The organism is Candidatus Amarolinea aalborgensis, from assembly GCF_900491745.1.
Classification (GTDB): Bacteria; Chloroflexota; Anaerolineae; order SSC4; family Amarolineaceae; genus Amarolinea; species Amarolinea aalborgensis.
In genome coordinates, this window is sequence record NZ_UETR01000006.1 from 69,278 (window position 1) to 86,828 (window position 17,551).

The 17,551-nt window shown below is 60.2% G+C and carries 12 protein-coding genes and 1 riboswitch; of the genes, 6 read left to right on the plus strand and 6 right to left on the minus strand.

The features are described from left to right. The first annotated feature begins 46 nt into the window (after nucleotides 1–46). From ACPQ6D_RS10095 to ACPQ6D_RS10110, 4 genes are read left to right on the plus strand one after another with little or no spacing between them, the layout of a single operon-like run. Entirely contained in the window at nucleotides 47–1,624 is a 1,578-nt protein-coding gene (locus ACPQ6D_RS10095) for a P-loop domain-containing protein (RefSeq protein WP_423224194.1), read from the plus strand. A gap of 14 nt (nucleotides 1,625–1,638) precedes the next feature. Next, nucleotides 1,639–4,689, plus strand: coding sequence for a hypothetical protein (locus ACPQ6D_RS10100; RefSeq protein ID WP_423224195.1), 3,051 nt, complete (start codon nucleotides 1,639–1,641; stop codon nucleotides 4,687–4,689). Continuing rightward, nucleotides 4,682–4,912, plus strand: coding sequence for a hypothetical protein (locus tag ACPQ6D_RS10105; protein WP_423224196.1), 231 nt, complete (start codon nucleotides 4,682–4,684; stop codon nucleotides 4,910–4,912). Before ACPQ6D_RS10100 ends, ACPQ6D_RS10105 begins: the two co-directional genes overlap by 8 nt. Then, on the plus strand, nucleotides 4,909–6,159 hold the full coding sequence (locus ACPQ6D_RS10110) for a radical SAM/SPASM domain-containing protein (protein ID WP_423224197.1): 1,251 nt from the start codon (nucleotides 4,909–4,911) through the stop codon (nucleotides 6,157–6,159). The genes ACPQ6D_RS10105 and ACPQ6D_RS10110 overlap by 4 nt, the downstream gene beginning before the upstream one ends. Nucleotides 6,160–6,195: 36 nt before the next feature. Here the strand turns inward: ACPQ6D_RS10110 and ACPQ6D_RS10115 are convergent, their stop codons facing one another. From ACPQ6D_RS10115 to ACPQ6D_RS10125, 3 genes are all read right to left on the minus strand, one after another. Then, nucleotides 6,196–8,373, minus strand: coding sequence for a helicase-associated domain-containing protein (locus ACPQ6D_RS10115; RefSeq protein ID WP_423224198.1), 2,178 nt, complete (start codon nucleotides 8,371–8,373; stop codon nucleotides 6,196–6,198). After that, complete coding sequence (locus tag ACPQ6D_RS10120; RefSeq protein WP_423224199.1) at nucleotides 8,370–10,166, minus strand: hypothetical protein; 1,797 nt, start codon at nucleotides 10,164–10,166, stop codon at nucleotides 8,370–8,372. Before ACPQ6D_RS10120 ends, ACPQ6D_RS10115 begins: the two co-directional genes overlap by 4 nt. A gap of 80 nt (nucleotides 10,167–10,246) precedes the next feature. Beyond that, the gene (locus ACPQ6D_RS10125; RefSeq protein ID WP_423224200.1) at nucleotides 10,247–12,397 is read right to left on the minus strand and encodes a hypothetical protein; all 2,151 of its coding nucleotides are present in this window, start codon (nucleotides 12,395–12,397) and stop codon (nucleotides 10,247–10,249) included. 273 nt (nucleotides 12,398–12,670) lie between these two features. On the opposite strand from ACPQ6D_RS10125, the gene ACPQ6D_RS10130 reads away from it, so the two are divergent. Next, nucleotides 12,671–13,366, plus strand: coding sequence for a VIT1/CCC1 transporter family protein (locus ACPQ6D_RS10130; protein ID WP_423224201.1), 696 nt, complete (start codon nucleotides 12,671–12,673; stop codon nucleotides 13,364–13,366). A gap of 82 nt (nucleotides 13,367–13,448) precedes the next feature. On the opposite strand, the gene ACPQ6D_RS10135 is transcribed toward ACPQ6D_RS10130, so the two are convergent. From ACPQ6D_RS10135 to crcB, 3 genes are all read right to left on the minus strand, one after another. Continuing rightward, nucleotides 13,449–13,790: a hypothetical protein gene (locus ACPQ6D_RS10135; RefSeq protein ID WP_423224202.1), complete on the minus strand. Its 342-nt coding sequence runs from the start codon at nucleotides 13,788–13,790 to the stop codon at nucleotides 13,449–13,451. 452 nt (nucleotides 13,791–14,242) lie between these two features. Further along, on the minus strand, nucleotides 14,243–15,520 hold the full coding sequence (locus ACPQ6D_RS10140) for a DUF190 domain-containing protein (protein WP_423224203.1): 1,278 nt from the start codon (nucleotides 15,518–15,520) through the stop codon (nucleotides 14,243–14,245). Nucleotides 15,521–15,538: 18 nt separating this feature from the next. After that, nucleotides 15,539–15,910, minus strand: a complete 372-nt coding sequence (crcB, locus tag ACPQ6D_RS10145; protein WP_423224204.1) for a fluoride efflux transporter CrcB — start codon at nucleotides 15,908–15,910, stop codon at nucleotides 15,539–15,541. A 50-nt stretch (nucleotides 15,911–15,960) separates the two neighbouring features. Beyond that, nucleotides 15,961–16,033, minus strand: a riboswitch (Fluoride riboswitch). Between the two features lie 54 nt (nucleotides 16,034–16,087). Between crcB and ACPQ6D_RS10150 the strand changes: the two genes are divergently transcribed. Beyond that, on the plus strand, nucleotides 16,088–17,485 hold the full coding sequence (locus ACPQ6D_RS10150; RefSeq protein WP_423224205.1) for a cation:proton antiporter domain-containing protein: 1,398 nt from the start codon (nucleotides 16,088–16,090) through the stop codon (nucleotides 17,483–17,485). Nucleotides 17,486–17,551 lie beyond the last annotated feature (66 nt).

Below are 17,551 nucleotides of genomic sequence, written 5' to 3' on the forward strand. Positions count from 1 at the left end.
TCAAAAGGAACTCAGACCACAACTGTGAATTTCGAAGGGGGAGATTATGACACAAGCAAGAGGCGTTGCGCCTGCCCAGGTGCAACTTCAGCCCTCCCATAGTCACACTGCTGGCGTCGCCTACGTCCCTCCTCCTGCCTACGAGACCGACAAGTTTGTCGCGAGAGTGGAGCTTCTGCAAGACTTTCGGCAAATACTTGAGACGATCGAACAAGGGGAGCCTCAGCGTCATATCATCATGCTTTGGGGGGTCAGCGGCCTAGGCAAAACCTGGATCATCCGTCACCTGGCGCATGAACTTGGACACGACATACCGCGCGGCAAACGGAAAGGTAGCTGCGCCGTAGTTTTCGACTTTGCTAACGATCAGAGCCAGCAATGTAGGACGGCTGAGGAACTGCTTTGGGCCTTTGCGAAGCGCGTGCAGGAAATTGCTGAAGGTATGCAGGATCAACTCGTTGATAATGAGAGGCTGGAAGTAACCCGCATCAACGAAGCCATTGCCACCAGCCGTTCGCCTGAAACCTTAGCCAGCGAGACCGTGCGTTTGCTCCAACGATTGAGCGACAGTTTCGTTCCTATCTGCCTCTTTGATTCACTTGACATTCTGGAAGACACTCATTTCGATTGGTTTGCCTGGTTTGAAGAATATCTCTGGGTTCCTATTGGACGCGACCCAAGAATGTTGCTCGTGTTTGCGGCGCGCAAAGAAATGAAACGCTTTCAACAGTTCGAAGTACGACGACGGCTCAAGCGCTGGGAGGTGATTCCATTCAAAGCGGATGAAGTGGCTGCGCAACTCCAGCAGGAGCGCAGAGTTAGGGATGCGATTCTCGTGGGTAACATTCTCTACCCATACTCTTTTGGTCATCCTTATGCCACCTGGCGTCTGGGTGAAGGACTGGCATCCTTGACTCCTTCCACACAGGTAATTGATGAACATGCGGCGCGACAATACGAGAAGGATTTCGCTGATCTCCTGAGAACCGTCATCGAATGGTGGCTCAATCATGTCAACATGGAGGTGCGCCGACGCTTGCTTGCAGTGGCCACCTTGCGCCATTTCCATATCCGCGCCATTCAATTGTTCTTGGCAGAAACCGAGAGTAACGAGTCTCTCAAGCTGAAACCAGATTCTTACTTTCAAGACATCATCAGGTCCATGTTAAGCACTGATCTTACGTATTGGAGCCAATCTCAGCACGGCTACGTGATTGACCAGACTGTGCGCAAAATCATCAACCGTTGGCTTTTTCTGACAGATGCAGCGGAACATACGCACCGGCATGAGATCGCCAAACAGCTTTACGTCAGCTGGATAGCTGAGAATCCACTCTATGCTGCCCATAACATCATCGAGGCGATCTATCACGATGCAATGCGCACCCGTGGTCAATGCGGCGGCAATCTGCGCGAAGAGATCGAATTGACCGTCGCTCAGTATCTTGATCCACAGAGCACTTGCCTTGATTTGGAAGGCGCTCTGACCCTGGCCGAAGAACTCAAACGCGACGATGAATTGCAAGAGGTCATCGGTGATATCCATCAGGATTTGCTCAAGCGCGTTGATTCCCTAATCTCTGAGATTAGCCAACATAACACCAACGGAGTAGCTGCAGCTTGACACGGAGGTGACTCATGACCAATTCTACGCATTACGCCTTACGCACGCCGACCATTATCGGACGAGATGCAGAAGTGCGCGTTGTTCAGGATGCACTCGCAAACTGGGGACAGACGCATGTCCTCTACTTCTATGGGCCGGGCGGTATCGGCAAGACTCGCCTGCTTGAGCGAATTGGCGAAATTGCGGAACAATTCGACACTCACGAGCACCCCATTCGTTGGAGCAAAATCATTGATCTCTATTTGTCGGTCACCCACAGCAATAGTGGCATCGAGAAGGCGATCTATACCGCAGTTGATCCAGATCAGGACTATTTCGCCCATTACTGGAATCTACGCACGAGCTTCGAACATCTGCGCCATGAACACATTGATGCACAGCGCCTCGAAATGCTGCGCGTTCAACTCACAGCCGAGTTTGTCAAGGCCTTCAATGCACTGACTGAGAAGGTGCGCGTTGTACTCACCTTTGACACGGTCGAGTTGGTTCAATACGAAAACGATATCATCCAAATGATCTGCCAGGTGCCAGCCGAAGCGATTGCGGTAAAGGCTTGGCTGCTCGAAACCCTGCCGCAGCTCAATAACACCGTGATTGTTTTTGCTGGCCGCCCCAAGAACAACAGACTGGATGCTGACCTTGGCGCAGCATTTGCCGATAAGCGGCGCCGACGCTACGCAGCCTATGAACTCGCTGGTTTCAACGAAGCAGAGACGGCGCGCTACTTCCAAGAGATCATAGCGCTGGCAAAACGCGAAGATCGAACACACCAAACGATCGAGATCGAGCCGGCCAAGTTGTATGCCTACACCGACGGGCGTCCTATTCGCCTGGCCCTCTTGATTGACCTGGCCGTTTACAGTGGTGCAGACATTGGCGATCTGTTTAGTGTTGAATTGCCGGATCATCCCACCGGCAAGGGTTGGCAGGACATTGCTCCGCGTGTTATTGCTCGCATCCAGAAACTGGAGACGGGCTACCCGATGTATGACACCTTGCGCTACATGGCGCTTACGCGGCAAGGTCTCGACGCTGAACTGCTGCACGCGCTCGAGCCAGGCTGGTCATTGGACCAATGCCAACAACGCCTCAACGGGATGAGACACTTCACTTTTGTGAAGTCGCGACCGGACTGGCCGCGTATCTATCTGCATGACGAAATGTATGATCTACTCGACGATCCCAAAATGGGGTTTATGCCAATTGCTGATCGTGTCAGCAAATGGCAGCAGATCGCCCATTTCTATCAGGACCAGTTGAGAGGTACGGTAGATGAGGAAGCGCAGCAAAACCTCAAGATAGATGTGTTGCACTACAGATTACGCGCAGATCCTCGGCGCGGCTTCGAAGTTTACTTTTCGCGTTGGGACGAAGAGGCGATCAAGGCCGCACTGGTCGGCTTCGACATGCGCCTGCGCGATGAGTTCTTGCGCTTTTTTCAGCAACCAGACGCCACCCGGCGCGCGGAGCATGATGGGCTAAGCCAATCAATGGTAGATCGTGACAGCGCCGTTCGCTGGATCAAACGCCACATCATTCGCGGCGACAATCAAAAAGCGGCGCAGATTGCAGAGGCTATTTTGCAGTTTGCGCCCACTACAATCCGCGTGAGTTCCACATTCGCGCAGTCAGCGTCTCCACTCGAACCCGCACTGGCTGCCAAGGCGAGAACGATATTCGCCACCGGCGACGTCTATTTTTGGGCACACCTAATTACTTATTACGCGGAGGCTTTGATTTATAGCGGCAATGAGTCTCTAGGTCAACAAGAGCTAAGTAACGCTATCACGTTGCTGACGGCGAAAGCGCCGGCGGATGAGCACCAGACTTGGTGGCGCCAACGCATTTTGGGGCGGGCGTACAATGATCGAGCCTATGCCCATTGGGTAAGCGGGCGTTACAACACAGCCCTGGCTGATTACCGCCATGCCGTGCGCTACCTTCGGCAGGCTGATCTGAAAGATGAATTGGCTGACACGATCAACAATGAAGCCTATCTGTACGCCGTGATGGGACGCCAATACAACGCCGACTCGTTGATCGAAGATGCTCTGAACCTACGCCGTGAGTTGAATCTACGCTTTCCTCTCGCCATGAGTCTGACAACCCAGGCCGCTATCCACGCCCTTTTGGGACGGCCAGACGAAGCCATTCACCCGGCCGAGGAAGCTCGCAGGATCGCGAATGAATTGGGGAACCCGCGGGCCAAGGGGCTTGTCATGCTGACTCTCGGTCAAGCCTATCGAATGCAAGGTGATCGCGCCAAGCGCGGATCATATGACATCAAGAGCGCGAATGAGTTATTCGCCAAAGCTGAGGGGGCGCTCGAAGAGGCGCGCAAGATATTTGTGACCGTCAATCCGCGTGACGATCAAGTCGAGGAGCCGCTGCGTTGCTGGCAGGCGCTGAATGAACTGGCTGACACCTATACTGACTGGGCTTTCGCTCTTGAGAGCATCGCCAAGTCACAAGATGAAGCGCAGGCGAAACGCATACGGGCAATTGAGTTTCAGCGACAGGCCGCAGACATTGCTGTCAGGTTCAAACTGGAGCGGCAGGCGCTCGACACGTACGATGACCTGGCCCAAACCTACGCCGACAGTGGAGACCTGTCTACGGCGCAAAATTGGCTAGCGCGCGTTGAAAGCACGATCCCACCGGAGTATAGATTGCAGCCTGGTGGTTTTCGAGATATTGTCGAGCCTATTGATGAATACTGGTTGGCCTTGGGCAAGTTGCATCTCCAAAAAGCCATTTGGACAGCCAAACAGCTGGGGACGCCGGTGACGGGATCAGAAAAGGATCGCTTGCTTGAGAACATGATGACCGATTTTGTGTTCTCGGTCGCCTATTTTGAGAAATTCTCAGATGTCGCTCCACGCCTCCGTGAGACCCTAGCGGCTGTCCATCGTCGTATCCGGTCATTGAAAGGCGAGCGACTTGACCAAATGCGTGACGTGGTGAAGGTGGTTTGCAGCAAGCACGGCGTCAAGCCGGATCGTCTCTTACTTGTCATTGATGACGTGGCTGGTTTGCGCGAGGGGGAAGGTGCCCATGGGTAGCATGTCCGAACGGGAGCCGGTTTCTGCTCTCCTCGCCTTGAGGCTGACAATCGAGCTGTTCGATTCCGGCGCCAAAACGCCGTTACCACAGGTTGAGTTGGATGAAACGACGCCCACGCCGCGGCTCGATCTGTCGCACCCAGCGTTCGATTCCAACTGCGGCGCTTGCGGGAGCGACTCGGATGTCATCGTCGTCCCCGACATGGGAGACCCAGCCACGTGATTCATACGCTTTCGGCGCCTGTGCTCTATGCCTTGGAGTTGACTCCGGCCTGCAATAATCGCTGTGCGGGGTGTTACAACGTCTTTATTGACGATAAGAATACCCGTCGGGGTCAACTCCGCCACCGACCGCTAAGCGCGGCGCAGTGGGCGCTGGTGCTTGACAAAATCGCGCCCCACGCGAGCCGCTTCAAGCTGACCGGCGGGGAAGCCACGCTGCACCCAGACTTTGCGGCGATCGTGCGGGAGGTGGCTGAGCGGGACATTGAGTTCTCGCTCTTCACCAACGCACGGTGGACGCAGCCGGAAGTTCTACTCGATTTCTTGGCGTTGACGCCGCAGTTGACCGGCCTTGTAATCTCGCTGCATGGTCACAATGCGGCGACGCATGAGTTGTTCAGTGGCGTGGCCGGCTCCTTTGCTGAAACCGTCGCCAATATCCGCTTGGCTGTCAGCCGCGGCATCCCTGTTACCACCAGCACGGTGTTGACACAGGCCAATCAGGACGCGCTTGAAGCGATTGTGAATTTGGCGCTGACACTTGGCGCCCGCCATGTAATCTTCAACCGCTATCTCGGCGCGCCCCTGCCCGGCGTCAAGATGTCGAAGGTCGAACTGATCCGCGCCGTCAATGCCATAGACCGCCTGAAAGCCGCCGGGCGGCCAGTGCAGTTTGGCGTTTGCGTGCCGCAGTGCCTGACGCCAAACTCATCGAGCGGTTGCCTGGCTGGCGTGGCGTATGCCACAATTGACCCGTGGGGTAATCTGCGGCCGTGTAATCATTCCTACCTTTTGGCCGGCAATCTACTAGGGCAGTCATTAGTCGAAGTCTGGCAATCACATGCCATGCAGGTCTTTCGCGAGGCCGTACCTGATCAATGCCACGCCTGTGGCGTCTTCGGCGCCTGTCACGGCGGCTGTCGAGCTGTGGCCATGGAACTGGGCCTGGCAAAGGATCCACTCGTGGGCGCCGCCATTCCGCTGCACGCGGCGCCGCACATGCCAGCCACGCTGAAATTGCATCCCGATATGAAGCCCGAACCGCGCTACCGCTTGCGCGTGGAGGAGTTTGGATTCGTGCTGTTGCGCGGCAATGCCGTAGTATCGGTGCGTCCCGATGCGCAACCACTGCTCGATGCCTTCAACGGCAGCACCACCTTAGGTCAACTGGCACACGACTTCGGCCAGTCGGCGCTTAGCCTGGTTGGAGCGTTGTATCAGAAGGGGCTATTGGCGCTGCCTCTATGAGGCGTGTTCGGTCTGTATTCTCGCCTTCTGTGGCTCTCACCCCCACGTCCCTTCTGTCACGGTCACTTCCCATGCGGCCAGGCGGGCGCGCACGCGGGGCAGCGCCTCTTCCTTGACCACCAGCCAGCTGCCATCGGCCCCCGGCAGCGGCCTGAGCGCGCCGCGCAGGCTGCGGTCGGCCAGCAGGTTCGTTGCAGTTTCGGCCACGCTGACTCGCAGCAGAATCACCTGGCCGATTTGCGCCGTCTCCGGCGGCCGCGCCCACCGTTCGATGCGCTGGATGAGGTCGGCGGGCAAGGGGGAACGTACCAGTTTTTGCAGTTGCACCAGGTAGGGCGCCGCCGACGAGTTCTTGTCGGCCAGCGCTCGCACCTTTTCCGGCGTGATCGTCCAGACCGTGCCCGGCGGCGCGTTGGCGTCTGCGGCCGGCGCGGCCACCTTCTGCAGCACCGGCAGCCACAACGGGTCGGGCAGCGCTGCCACCGACCGCACTTCGCCCTCCGCGGTCACACGCCATCCGCCAGTCGGCGCCTCGGCATCCATCTGCATGGCTAATTCCCCGCGGTTGACCAACGTCTGCCAAAGCTGCGCTGGACGATGCGCTTCGTCCGTCGTCAGCTCAACCACGGTTGGCGCCAGGCGCTCGCCAAAGAAAGGCGCCAACGCCCGGTCGGCCAGCAGCTCATCGAGCAGGGCCTCGCTTGCGGCCTGCAGCAGCGGCGCGGAACGCCGCAAGGTGATGCGCGCGTGCCGGCCGGCCCATTCTTCCATCTCTCGCTGCACATTGCCAGGCAGCGCGCTGCGACTCCACCTCTGCAGCGTTTCAATGACCTGATCGAGTGAGTAGCCAGCCTGCGCGGCGCGGTAGAGACTCTCTTTGGTCAACTTGAACTCCGGCGCTTCGGCCAGCCGGGTCAGGTTGGCAAAATCGCTTAATTGACATAACATGTCGAGAGCCAGGGGCGGCAAGGCAATAATCTGGAAGGTCGGCTGCACCACAATCAAACCTGGCTCCGGACGCGTCGGCGCCTGATCGGCCAGCAGCGCGGCCAGGCCCTCAGGCAGCAGGCGGAAGGCCACCAGGTCGCCGCTGCTGTCGAGAGCAACATCGCACGCGGCCAGCCAGTGCAGCGCGCCGCGAATGAAGTCGGCGATCAACGGCTGTTCGTGGATGTTCCACCCCGCGCCCATTGCCTGCTGCGCCCGCGTCCGCAGCAGTTCCGGCGCCAGGCGGCGGACGCTTTGTGAAAACGAATCGAAGCTGATCCAGGCGTTCTGCGGTAAGGTCTGTAAAAATCGCAGCAGCTCGGTCTGCACCTTCTGCGCCGCCAGGCTCTGCGCGCCTGCTTCAATTATCGAACCATCTGGGCCTGGCGGCTGGGCCTGGAAACGGACAGCCAGAGCCGCTTGGAGCAAGGCTGGCTGTGATAGCTTGAAAACGGCGGGCGCGGGGTGACTGTTGAGAAGGTCAGGGCCGTCGTCCAAGATGCCCAGGTGCGCTGCCACGGTGACGTAGAACTCGGTCAGCTCGACAATTTCCTGGTCATTCCATGCCTGGCCGCCCATGACCAGCGCACGGCCGGCTTTGCGCACGTCCACACGGCGCAAGCTGCCCTGGACTGTTCTGCGGATCGGCTGGCGACTGACCTGTTCCCACAAGGCAAAGAAACGCAGGCAGGAGAACTCGGCGCGAGCAAGCCGGCGGCCGCTGATGGCGCTGTCTTCGATCAATTTCAGGTCCAAATCGGGGCGCGGCAGGGCGCGTTGAACCTCCGCAGGCACGCACAACATGCGCCCGGGGCTGAAATCGAGCGGCTGCGGACTGAAGTATGACGGTTCGATGGTAAAGACCAGGCCGGCCGCCAACAAACGGGCGTAGATATCGCCAAAGCGCCGCGAGTTGGCTCGCGTCAGAGACGGGAGATAACGAAACTGGTCGGACAGCGCAGGCGGTGTATCCGGCTCGGCCAGCTCCAATCCCACCAGCTCGATCTGCAGACCGGCCGCCCAGTCGCTGCCGCGCAGCAAGAGCCGATCCATGAACGCTTTTTCGGCCGCGGGCAGGGCACGATAGGCCTCCTGGATGGCCGCTGCATCTGCCAACTGCTGCGCCAGGGCCAGCAAGGCCGCCCCTGTCACCTGGCGCGTGTGACGGACAGCCGCCAAAACATCAGGGTTGACTAACGACAAGAGGTCAAGTAAGGTGGTGCTCATCTGGGGCGATCTTTCGCTTTGTCGCCCGGCAGCATCTGGCCGCCAGGCAATTGATCCACGACCGTGGGGGTGTGGCCTTGCATCACCAGGCTGTCGCGCACCGCGTAGAAGGCGTCATCGGGCACAACGGCCAGCTGCGCGGTCAGCGGCCGCAGCGCCGCGGCGATGCCGCCAGCCTGAATTTCACGCAGCGCAAAGTCGTCAGCCAGATCAAGGCGCGCGACATCGGTGAAGATGCGAATGCGGCCGTAGGAACGAAGCCACTGCTGGATCATCTGCAGCGGGCGCTTGGCCGCGGCCGATTCTTCAATCGCCACTTGCAGAGGAGCCAAAAGATCATCCGGCGCATAGCCGGCGTCCAGGCTGGCAGCCAGCAGAGCCGGGCGCACGTAGAAGGACAGGCGCGATGGTTCTGGGCGTTGGCGCGCAGGCTCCAGGGAAGCTAGTTGGAACAAGGCGTTCCAGACGGCTTGATCGGTGTGATCCGCATCAACGGTAATCGCGCCATCGGGGCTGACCCGCAGCGCTGGCGACGAGGGCGGTTGGGCCAGCAGCGCGCTGGGCTCAACGGCCTCACTGCCCAGCAGCCAGGCGCCCAGCGGGGTCAGACTGAAGCACTCGTCGCGCCAGGCCAACCCACCCAGCCAGGTCAGCGGGCCGCGCAGCCATTGCTCGACAAAAGCGCCCAGGGCTGCCAGCCATTCTTCCTCGTGGTGATAGCGCAGCAGCTTGAATTTGCCAGGCCAGGTGAAACCCCAGACCTGTGCCTCGGTGTAGTTCGGCAGCAGACCTGGGTTGAGTTGATACTCCGCGCGCGTTACATCCAGGCTGCGATACCACTGGCCTGGCGTCAGGCGTTTCAGCAGGCGCAGCAGATGGCCGCGCGCCGGCCGACAGCCGCTGTCTAGGACCGCGGGATCCGCCTGCCGCCCAAAGGCCGGCCGATAGACCACATCTACCGCTTGCTGCTGGCTCAGCAGGCGCCATTCGCTCCAAGAGGAGAGCGAAAGCCAGGCTGCATAGAGACGGCTGAGACGGGCCGTAGGCGCCTGGCTGGCGAACTCCAGCAGGCGCTCCTTGTCCACCGCGCTATACGCGCTCGTTGTCGTCAGGCGCAGATTTTCCATTAAGGCCAGCGCCAACTCCCAGATCGCTGGGGGTATTTCGTCATAGGCGCTGAGCAGCTCGGCCGGCAAATCGGGGGTGAGGCGAGCCAGGGCGAACTCCTTGCCTTGGGCCAGCGACGCATCGCGCCATTGGGAAGCAATCGCCAGGCGCGTTGGGTGCGTCATGGCATAGGCGGTGAGGATGATGACCAGCGCGTCCAGCGTCAAGGGGGCCAGCTGGTCGCTACGTGCAGGCGGCGTCTGCGGCGGCACGGGCGGCGGCAGCGTGGCCGGCGCCAGGTTGATGATCGCCGGCGAGATCGAGATGGTTACGCTGTAGCGCCCAAACGCGAGGCCGTAACCCCTCAATTGTTCCAGCTGCCGCCACAATTCGGAAGGGGTGCGCGTGAGGCCCCATGTCGTCAACAAACGTGCACTGCTGCTTTGCTCGATCTTGTCATACCAGGCGAGAAGGTCAAGCGCCTGACGCAGCTCCAGAGACAACCGCTGGATCACCGCGCGGTTCGCCGTGGGGTTCTTGAGATCCGCGGCCAGAGTGTCAACAACCGCCTGTTTGGGGCTGATCGGCAGCTTGACCCCGCGCCGTTTGGCTATCTCGCGCAGTTCAGCCACGGTGTACTGGTCGAGTTCTAGTTTGATCGGGTCAGGTTTCTGTTGAGTGCCCACGCTGCGAATCCTATCTTGCTGATGCAGTGGGTGCTCCCTTGTGTTGGTTGGGAAACACCCGCGGCAGAGGCGCGGCTGAGTCAGGCCGCAATCGTTGTCAAGGCGATGCCGTGCGGATGAAGACGTTGCTGCAACTGAGTCACGTCGTTAGCACCGGCGCGTTCGATCTCCTGGCGTCTCAATTCGATCTCCCAGGTGCGGCCGACGTCAACCACGCGGCCCAGGCGCGCCGCGCGGTAGATCAGCTCGCTGACTGCAGGATGATTTTCGATACTGAGAATGCCGGGCGCGCGGCGCACGACCCGAACGCTGACATCATGGCCCGGCGCCGGATCTGATTTCTTCTCCAGCCGCGGCAGCAGTTCTTGTCCCAGCGGCGTCACGCGTACGGCCACCGGCCCACTTTCCTGCGCCGCGACCTCGATGAGTCCCAGCCACAAGAGCGAGCCAAACAGGGAGCCGTTGACACTTTGCGTCATCTCCTCCAGGGACGCTTTCGACCAGTAATAGCCAGCGATCTGGCGCCTGAACGCCTCCTGGTTATCAAACAAGAGTTGATATAGCCAGCTCAGGCGCACCCAGGTCGCGGGCGGGCGCTGAAGCAGGGTGTCCACAATGGGTGTCAGGGGCATCTGGCCGTAGGGGGTAGACGCGTTGGCGGCCTGCAAGAGATCAAAATGCCGCATCTTCCAGGGGCGCTGGAAAAAGGCCAAGAGCGGGCGGAGCCTGACAAATCCAGCAAAGGGGTATTGATCCTGCACGAGCTGACGCGCGGTCGCCAGTTGTTGAAGCCATGGGCGACGGTTCGCATCTGAACCCGACTCTGGCACCAGGTACCAGGGGCTGACGACTCTTTGATAGCCGAGGTAGCTGCCAGACAGACGAGCAGCTTGATCTTGGTCGGGAAGAAGGGTTAGCAGATAGGCGAGCAAATCGCTGTGGATCGCGAGGTCATCGTGACGAATCCACGGCGTCTCCTCAACAAACAACGCTCGCGCCTCGGAGGCCGCGCGGGCATCGAAGATTGCCCGAAGATGCGCCGCCATCTCATCCGCGATGCACCACCCTTGACCGTCGGGCGCCGCGAATGCCAGCCCATGGACAAGCAGTTTGGTCAGGGATTCAGTCTCCTGTGCGGCGACCTCATCCACGGTATGCCCCCGGCTGTCCAGGATACGACGCAGCAGGTTGCGGCCGTCAAACGACAGCTCCAGAAACTGGCTGGTCAAAAGCTCGCGATCGCACATAGCCTGCAGTAACGCGGCGATCCGTTCACCAGGGTTGCGATCAACCGGGATGTTCAGACCCCAGCGCGTCTCCAGATCGGTCCAATTCAACCGGCGCTGCAGCATCAGCGTAAACAGTTGGCTGCGGTTCTGATGGGCCAGCGGCGGTTGCAGCGGCGCGCCTGCCTGGTACCAGTCGAACAGCGTGTCGCTCAAGCCAAGCACCTCAGAACCGCTGCCCGTTCTCGCCAGCAGCAACAATCCCAGATCGAGCGGCCAGGCCAGGCTGTTCTTGAGCAGGCTCACATCGTTAGAATTCCACTGCGACCAATCTTTCAGATAGAACTGCTGCAGGCGCTTGATGTCTGACAGGTTGTACCAAACCGAGGGCTGCGTCTGACGGCATAGATTGAGCAGCAGGTTGACGGAACGCGGATCGCTCTGCTGCCAGACCCAGAGGAGCTGGGCAATTTGCTCGCGCGGCGCTTGCGCCAGGAAGGGCGCCAGGCGCGACGTGGGCGCGATTCTGCGAACTTCTGTCGCCGCCAATCCCGACCAGAAGGACATCAGATGCCAGGTTTGCTGAATCGGGACGGCTGCGCCCGGCCTGGATACGGCTGGCTGGCTGATCCACGGCTGAGGCGCCTGCTGCAGGCTGCGCAAGAAACTCAGCCAGCTAGAAAACCGAGGGGCAGTCGGGTCCGAACGTACTGTCTCTGACGTCAATGGAAGCGGGTTTTGCGTCACCAGGGCAATGGCCGCATCCCGGTAGGTTGACGTGATGGTATAGGCGCTGTTACCCGACTTTCCCTGGGACGCGGACAGAATACCGCTGGCAACCAGGTTGTCGAGCACGCGACGGGTCACGCCAGGGTCCATGTCAGCATAGCGCGGCGCCGTCTGGCGCGAGACGCGCGATCCCATTTGGTGTGCGGCCACCAGCAGGGACAGGAGGGTGCGCTCATCCTGATTCAGTTGCAGCAGACGTTGCATTGGTTCAGTCACACGGATTCCCCATCGTCAGTATCGCAATCATCAGCCTTCCACGTTAGCGGCCTATTCTACATTCCAGGCCAGGTTGTGTCAATCATTGGCCGCAGCTCATTCTCGCCCAGCGTAACCTGCGCGGCGTCATGGCGGTTGGCGCCTGGCGCGAGTATGATAGCAGCACAAGCCCGTCATCGCGGCCCGTCGCGGTCATGAGCGGTGCCGCCCGGGTTCATGAACGGGAAGAGGTCGAAGATAAGCAAGCAACCGCAGAGGAGAAAGAAGTTTACCATGCCACAAACACCACACATCGAACGCCATTTTACGTCGAGCGAAAGCGTGCGCGACATCGTCATCGGCATGTCCGATGGCTTGACCGTGCCTTTTGCCCTGGCGGCCGGCTTATCCGGCGCCGTTGATTCGGCGGCTATCATCGTCACGGCCGGCCTGGCGGAAATTGCCGCCGGCTCCATTGCGATGGGGCTTGGCGGCTTTCTGGCCGCGCGCAGCGACGCTGAACACTATGCCAGCGAAAAAAGGCGCGAAGAGCGTGAGATTATCGAGAAGACTGACGCCGAAGTGGCCGAGGTCACCGGGATTTTCCGCAGCTACGGCCTGAACGAGCAGCAGGCCGCGCCAGTCGTGGAAGCGCTGCGCGCCAATCCCCGGTCGTGGGTGGATTTCATGATGCGCTTCGAGCTGGGCCTGGAGGAGCCAGATCCCAAGCGTGCGCTGCGCAGCGCCTTGACCATTGCGCTGGCCTACATCGCCGGCGGCATCGTGCCCCTACTGCCGTACATTCTTCTCGGTTCGGCGCAGCGCGCCCTGCCGGTCTCGGTCGTATTTACTCTGCTGGCGCTGCTGATCTTTGGTTACGTCAAAGGCACCTTCACCGGCGCCAAACCGATCCAGAGCGCCATCCAAACCATGCTGATTGGCGGGGTGGCGGCCGCGGCCGCGTTCCTCATCGCCCGCGCGATCGGCTGAGCGACGCGCTGTCTCTGACAAATTGCCGGGCGCTTCCTGGGTTCGTTCGTCACGCAGCCGCGCTGTGTTAGGCCAGCGGATCTCAGCCCGAATCCTCTGGCGGACGAATCTGATCAAGCAAACGGTCGGCCAACGCAAGCATAAAGGATTGCAGATCTACCAGGGCCAACGGAGGCGTAGTAACCGGTAGGCGAGACAGTCTGCGCACCTCGAGTAACGCCCCTGCATGGAACGCAGCCAGAGATGTCCCTTCGGTGAGGAAGAAACGCTGGCCGGCCTCAGTGGAGAAGAAACCATTCAGAAAAGCAACCTGTAACGGCGTGAGCCAATTATTAGCTACTTGGTTATCAGTTATTTCGTATTCCCAAAAGAAGTAAGGCCGCTCGTCCGGTTGAAATGTCGTACCCACGTGAACGCTGGACATGAGTTGACTCCATTGGCTGGTGAAGCCGAAACGGGGGTGCATGTGATCTCATTCAACTGGGGTGAGTATACCATCAATGCTCGCGTGTCACAAGGGCTAAATGTCGGCTGGGTGCATTTCAGAATGGGGACGCGTCGGGCGATTGAAATCGCTGCAACCCCTGCATAGCTCACCCTGGCGACTTTGGCAGTAGCCAAAGCGCCGGGAGCTGCGATGCGAGCCTGAAATGCGTCCGGTACGAGATGCAAGCCCCTGCCAGGCTGTCAGGCCCGGTAGGGCCTTTCACCTTGTAGCCCGATCCGTTCACGGTCGGGCGGCGTTGGTTGCGCGCACGCCATATGGCCTCCAACCCCGCCGGAGGCCAAAGGCCATCCGGCTACGAGGTGCAAGCCCCTCCGGGGCTACGCCCCCAATTTGAAATGCACCCAAGTCAGCTGACCCAATGGGAGAGATCAGCCGCCAGGGAAATCGGTCGCCAGGGCTTGCATGATCGCGCCGCGGCCGACGAGGCCGACCATGCGCCCTTCCGTGTCTACCACGGGCAAGCGTTTGATCTTGTGCTGCAGGAGCAGACGCAGAGCATCGAGCAGCGGCGTCTCCGGGGTGACCGTGATAGGATTCGCGGTCATCACCTCATCCGCCGTGCGCTTGGTCAGTTCGATTGTGGCGCCCCCGCCGCCGAACCGTCGGGCAAAGGCTTGCAGCAGGCCGACGCGTTCGGCGGCGCCCGCGCGCTTGAGCAGATCGCCATCGGTGATGATCCCCAACACGTGACGTTGGGCATCCACCACCACGATCCGTCGTTGCGTTGCGTTCACCAGCAGGTCAACCACGATATTCAACGGCGTCGTGCCTTGAACGGTCGGTACATCCACCACCATCACATCCTTGACCTTGACATGCTCTCCTGGCGGCAGCACGCGTTCTGATGCTTCGCGCGCCATGGGCTGCGCCAGGGCGCGCAGTACGTCCACGCGGCTGACGATGCCGACGACTCGACCAACTCGATCTACGACTGGCACGCGCTTGATTCCGCGCTCGGTCATCACACGCACCGCATCCGCAATGGCCGCATCTTCGGTGATGGTGACAACGGGGCTGACCATGAGATCAGCTACGCTCAGCCCGCTGCGCCGCAATGCCTCCATCTCGCGCCCCAGTTCGGCGGCCGTCAACGCCGACTGTACGCCAGCGCCGGGCAACCCCAAGCGCGCCAGCACGTCGCCATCGGTCAGAATACCTACGATCTGACGTTCACCGTTGACAACGGGCAGGCTGCGATACGCCTGCTTGATCAGGATTTCCACGGCTTCCTCAGCCGGTGTTTCTGGCGTCACCGTTCGCAGTTCGCGGCTCATCAGGTCGCGCACCGGAGCGGCCGCGCGCAGCGCGCGCAAGGCGCGATGGCCGTAAGTCACGACCTCGATGTCCTCGCGCGTTACCAGGCCCTCAACGACCATCTCGGTCAGGCGCGGCATCACGCGCGACACCCGAGCGGGATCATCCACCCAGACGATGACAAGCGGTAAATCGGCAGACAAGTCAACGATCGTCGCCGTGTGGATGCGACTATGCGCGCCAAAGCCGGCCAGGCCGCGCAGCACGGTGGCCCCGGCGCAATCTTCGGACTTGAGCATTTCGAGAATCGCCATGTAGAGTGGTTTCTGGCTCCAGCGATCGCTCTCGCCGATATAGATCGTTACTTTCGTGGCTGTACCAACGATTTCCATCGTTCACCTCCGCTCACCTCATATGACGCGCGCCAGGATAATACCCAGGTAGGCGCCGAACAACCCCAGGAGCACATTGCCGGCCAGGTAGAATGCCGCCCAGGGCCAGCGCCCCATCTGCAACAGGTTCAACGTCTCGACACTGAAAGAGGAAAAGGTCGTAAATCCGCCCAACAACCCCACGGCGACGAATGCACGCCATTCGGGCGAGACCGTCAACCGCTGCGTTACCAACGTGACGAAGAAGCCCAGAATCAGGCTGCCGGAAATGTTGATGATCAGGGTGCCATAGGGGAAATCTGAACCCAAGCGATTGGCAGTCCAGGTTTGGAGGATAAAGCGCAGGTTGGCGCCCAGGAATGCGCCTGCGCCGATCCAGAGATTCTTCATCGTACGATACCTCTATATCAACAAAAAATAGCCCCTACCGTAGCGTTATCGCACCGGTAGAAGCTATCAGTCTTGCGACATTTCGGATGCTGCATCCTGGGGAGCCCCATCCCCTACTGCTTTACTGCCATTATAACACAACTTGGCAGATATTACTGCATACGGTATGATAACCCAATGGAATCCGACTTCACCAAGCCAACGTCCTTGCGCGCCCGGTCGCCGCTGCGTGCAGCAATCGGGTATGTTTTGATGGTTACCGCTGCCGTCGGCGGCTTTCTGCTCATCCGCAGGCAGGGTGAAACGCTGCTGGCGCCGGCGGCGCACGGTGCGGAACCATCCCTGGTCACGGCCCCTACGCCGGATATCTTTTTGCACGTGCTGGTGGCGCTCACGGCCATCATCATCACGGGGCAAGTGTTGGCGCGGCTCTTTGCGCGCCTGGGGCAACCCGCCGTGATCGGCGAAGTGGTGGCGGGCATCCTGCTTGGCCCATCCCTGCTGGGGCCGCAGCTTTCCGCGTTGATCCTGCCGCCGTCCGTCGGTCCCTATTTGGGCTTGATCGCGCAGCTCGGCGTGGTTCTGTACATGTTCCTCGTCGGCCTGGAACTCAATCCGGCGCGGCTCAGAGATCGCACCCATGCCACGATTGCCACCTCGCATGCCAGCATCCTCGTGCCCTTCATGCTGGGCGCGCTGCTGGCGCTGCTGCTGTATCCGCAGCTTTCCGATCGCAGTGTGCCGTTTACCAGCTTTGCCCTGTTCCTCGGCGTCGCCATGTCCATCACCGCGTTCCCGGTGCTGGCGCGCATCCTGACCGACTATGGGCTGACCCGCACCCATCTGGGGGTGATTGCGCTGAGCTGCGCAGCTGTAGATGACGTCACGGCCTGGTGTTTATTGGCGTTTGTCGTGGGTGTGGCCAAGGCCCAGGTCGGCCAGGGGCTTTTTGTCATCGTCGGCGCGCTGATCTTCATCGCCTTGATTCTGCTCGTCGCACGGCCCGCGCTGCGCTGGGTGGCCCTGCGCTGGGAAACGCAACAGCCTTCAGTCGGACTGATGACGGTGGTCTTTGTCGCCCTGCTCTTGTCCGCGCTCATGGCCGAGGCGATCGGCATTCACGCCATTTTCGGGGCGTTCTTACTCGGCGTGGTAGTTCCGCACGATAGCGCGCTGGCGCGCGCCTTCACCCAGCAGCTGCAGCATCTGGTCAGCATTCTGCTGCTGCCCGCTTTCTTCGCATTCACCGGGATGCGCACCCGTGTTGACCTGCTCTCTGCGCCGGCTCTGTGGCTGCTGTGCGGCCTCATTATCCTGACGGCCATTGCGGGCAAGTTCGGAGGCACCCTGGTGGCCGCACGCCTGACGGGCCTGCGCTGGCGCGAGGCCGCCTTGCTGGGCGCGCTCATGAATACGCGCGGCCTCATGGAACTGATCGTGCTCAACGTTGGGCTGGAGCTCGGGGTGATTTCCTCAACGCTCTTTGCCATGATGGTGTTGATGGCCCTGGTGACGACGATGCTGACCTCGCCGGTGCTGCGCATCCTCAAGCTGCAGACGATGGCTGAGCAGTAAAAAAGAACCTATCCGAGACGCCGATCGGGGCGGTCGCTAGACCACCCCACGGCGTCTTGTTCGGAT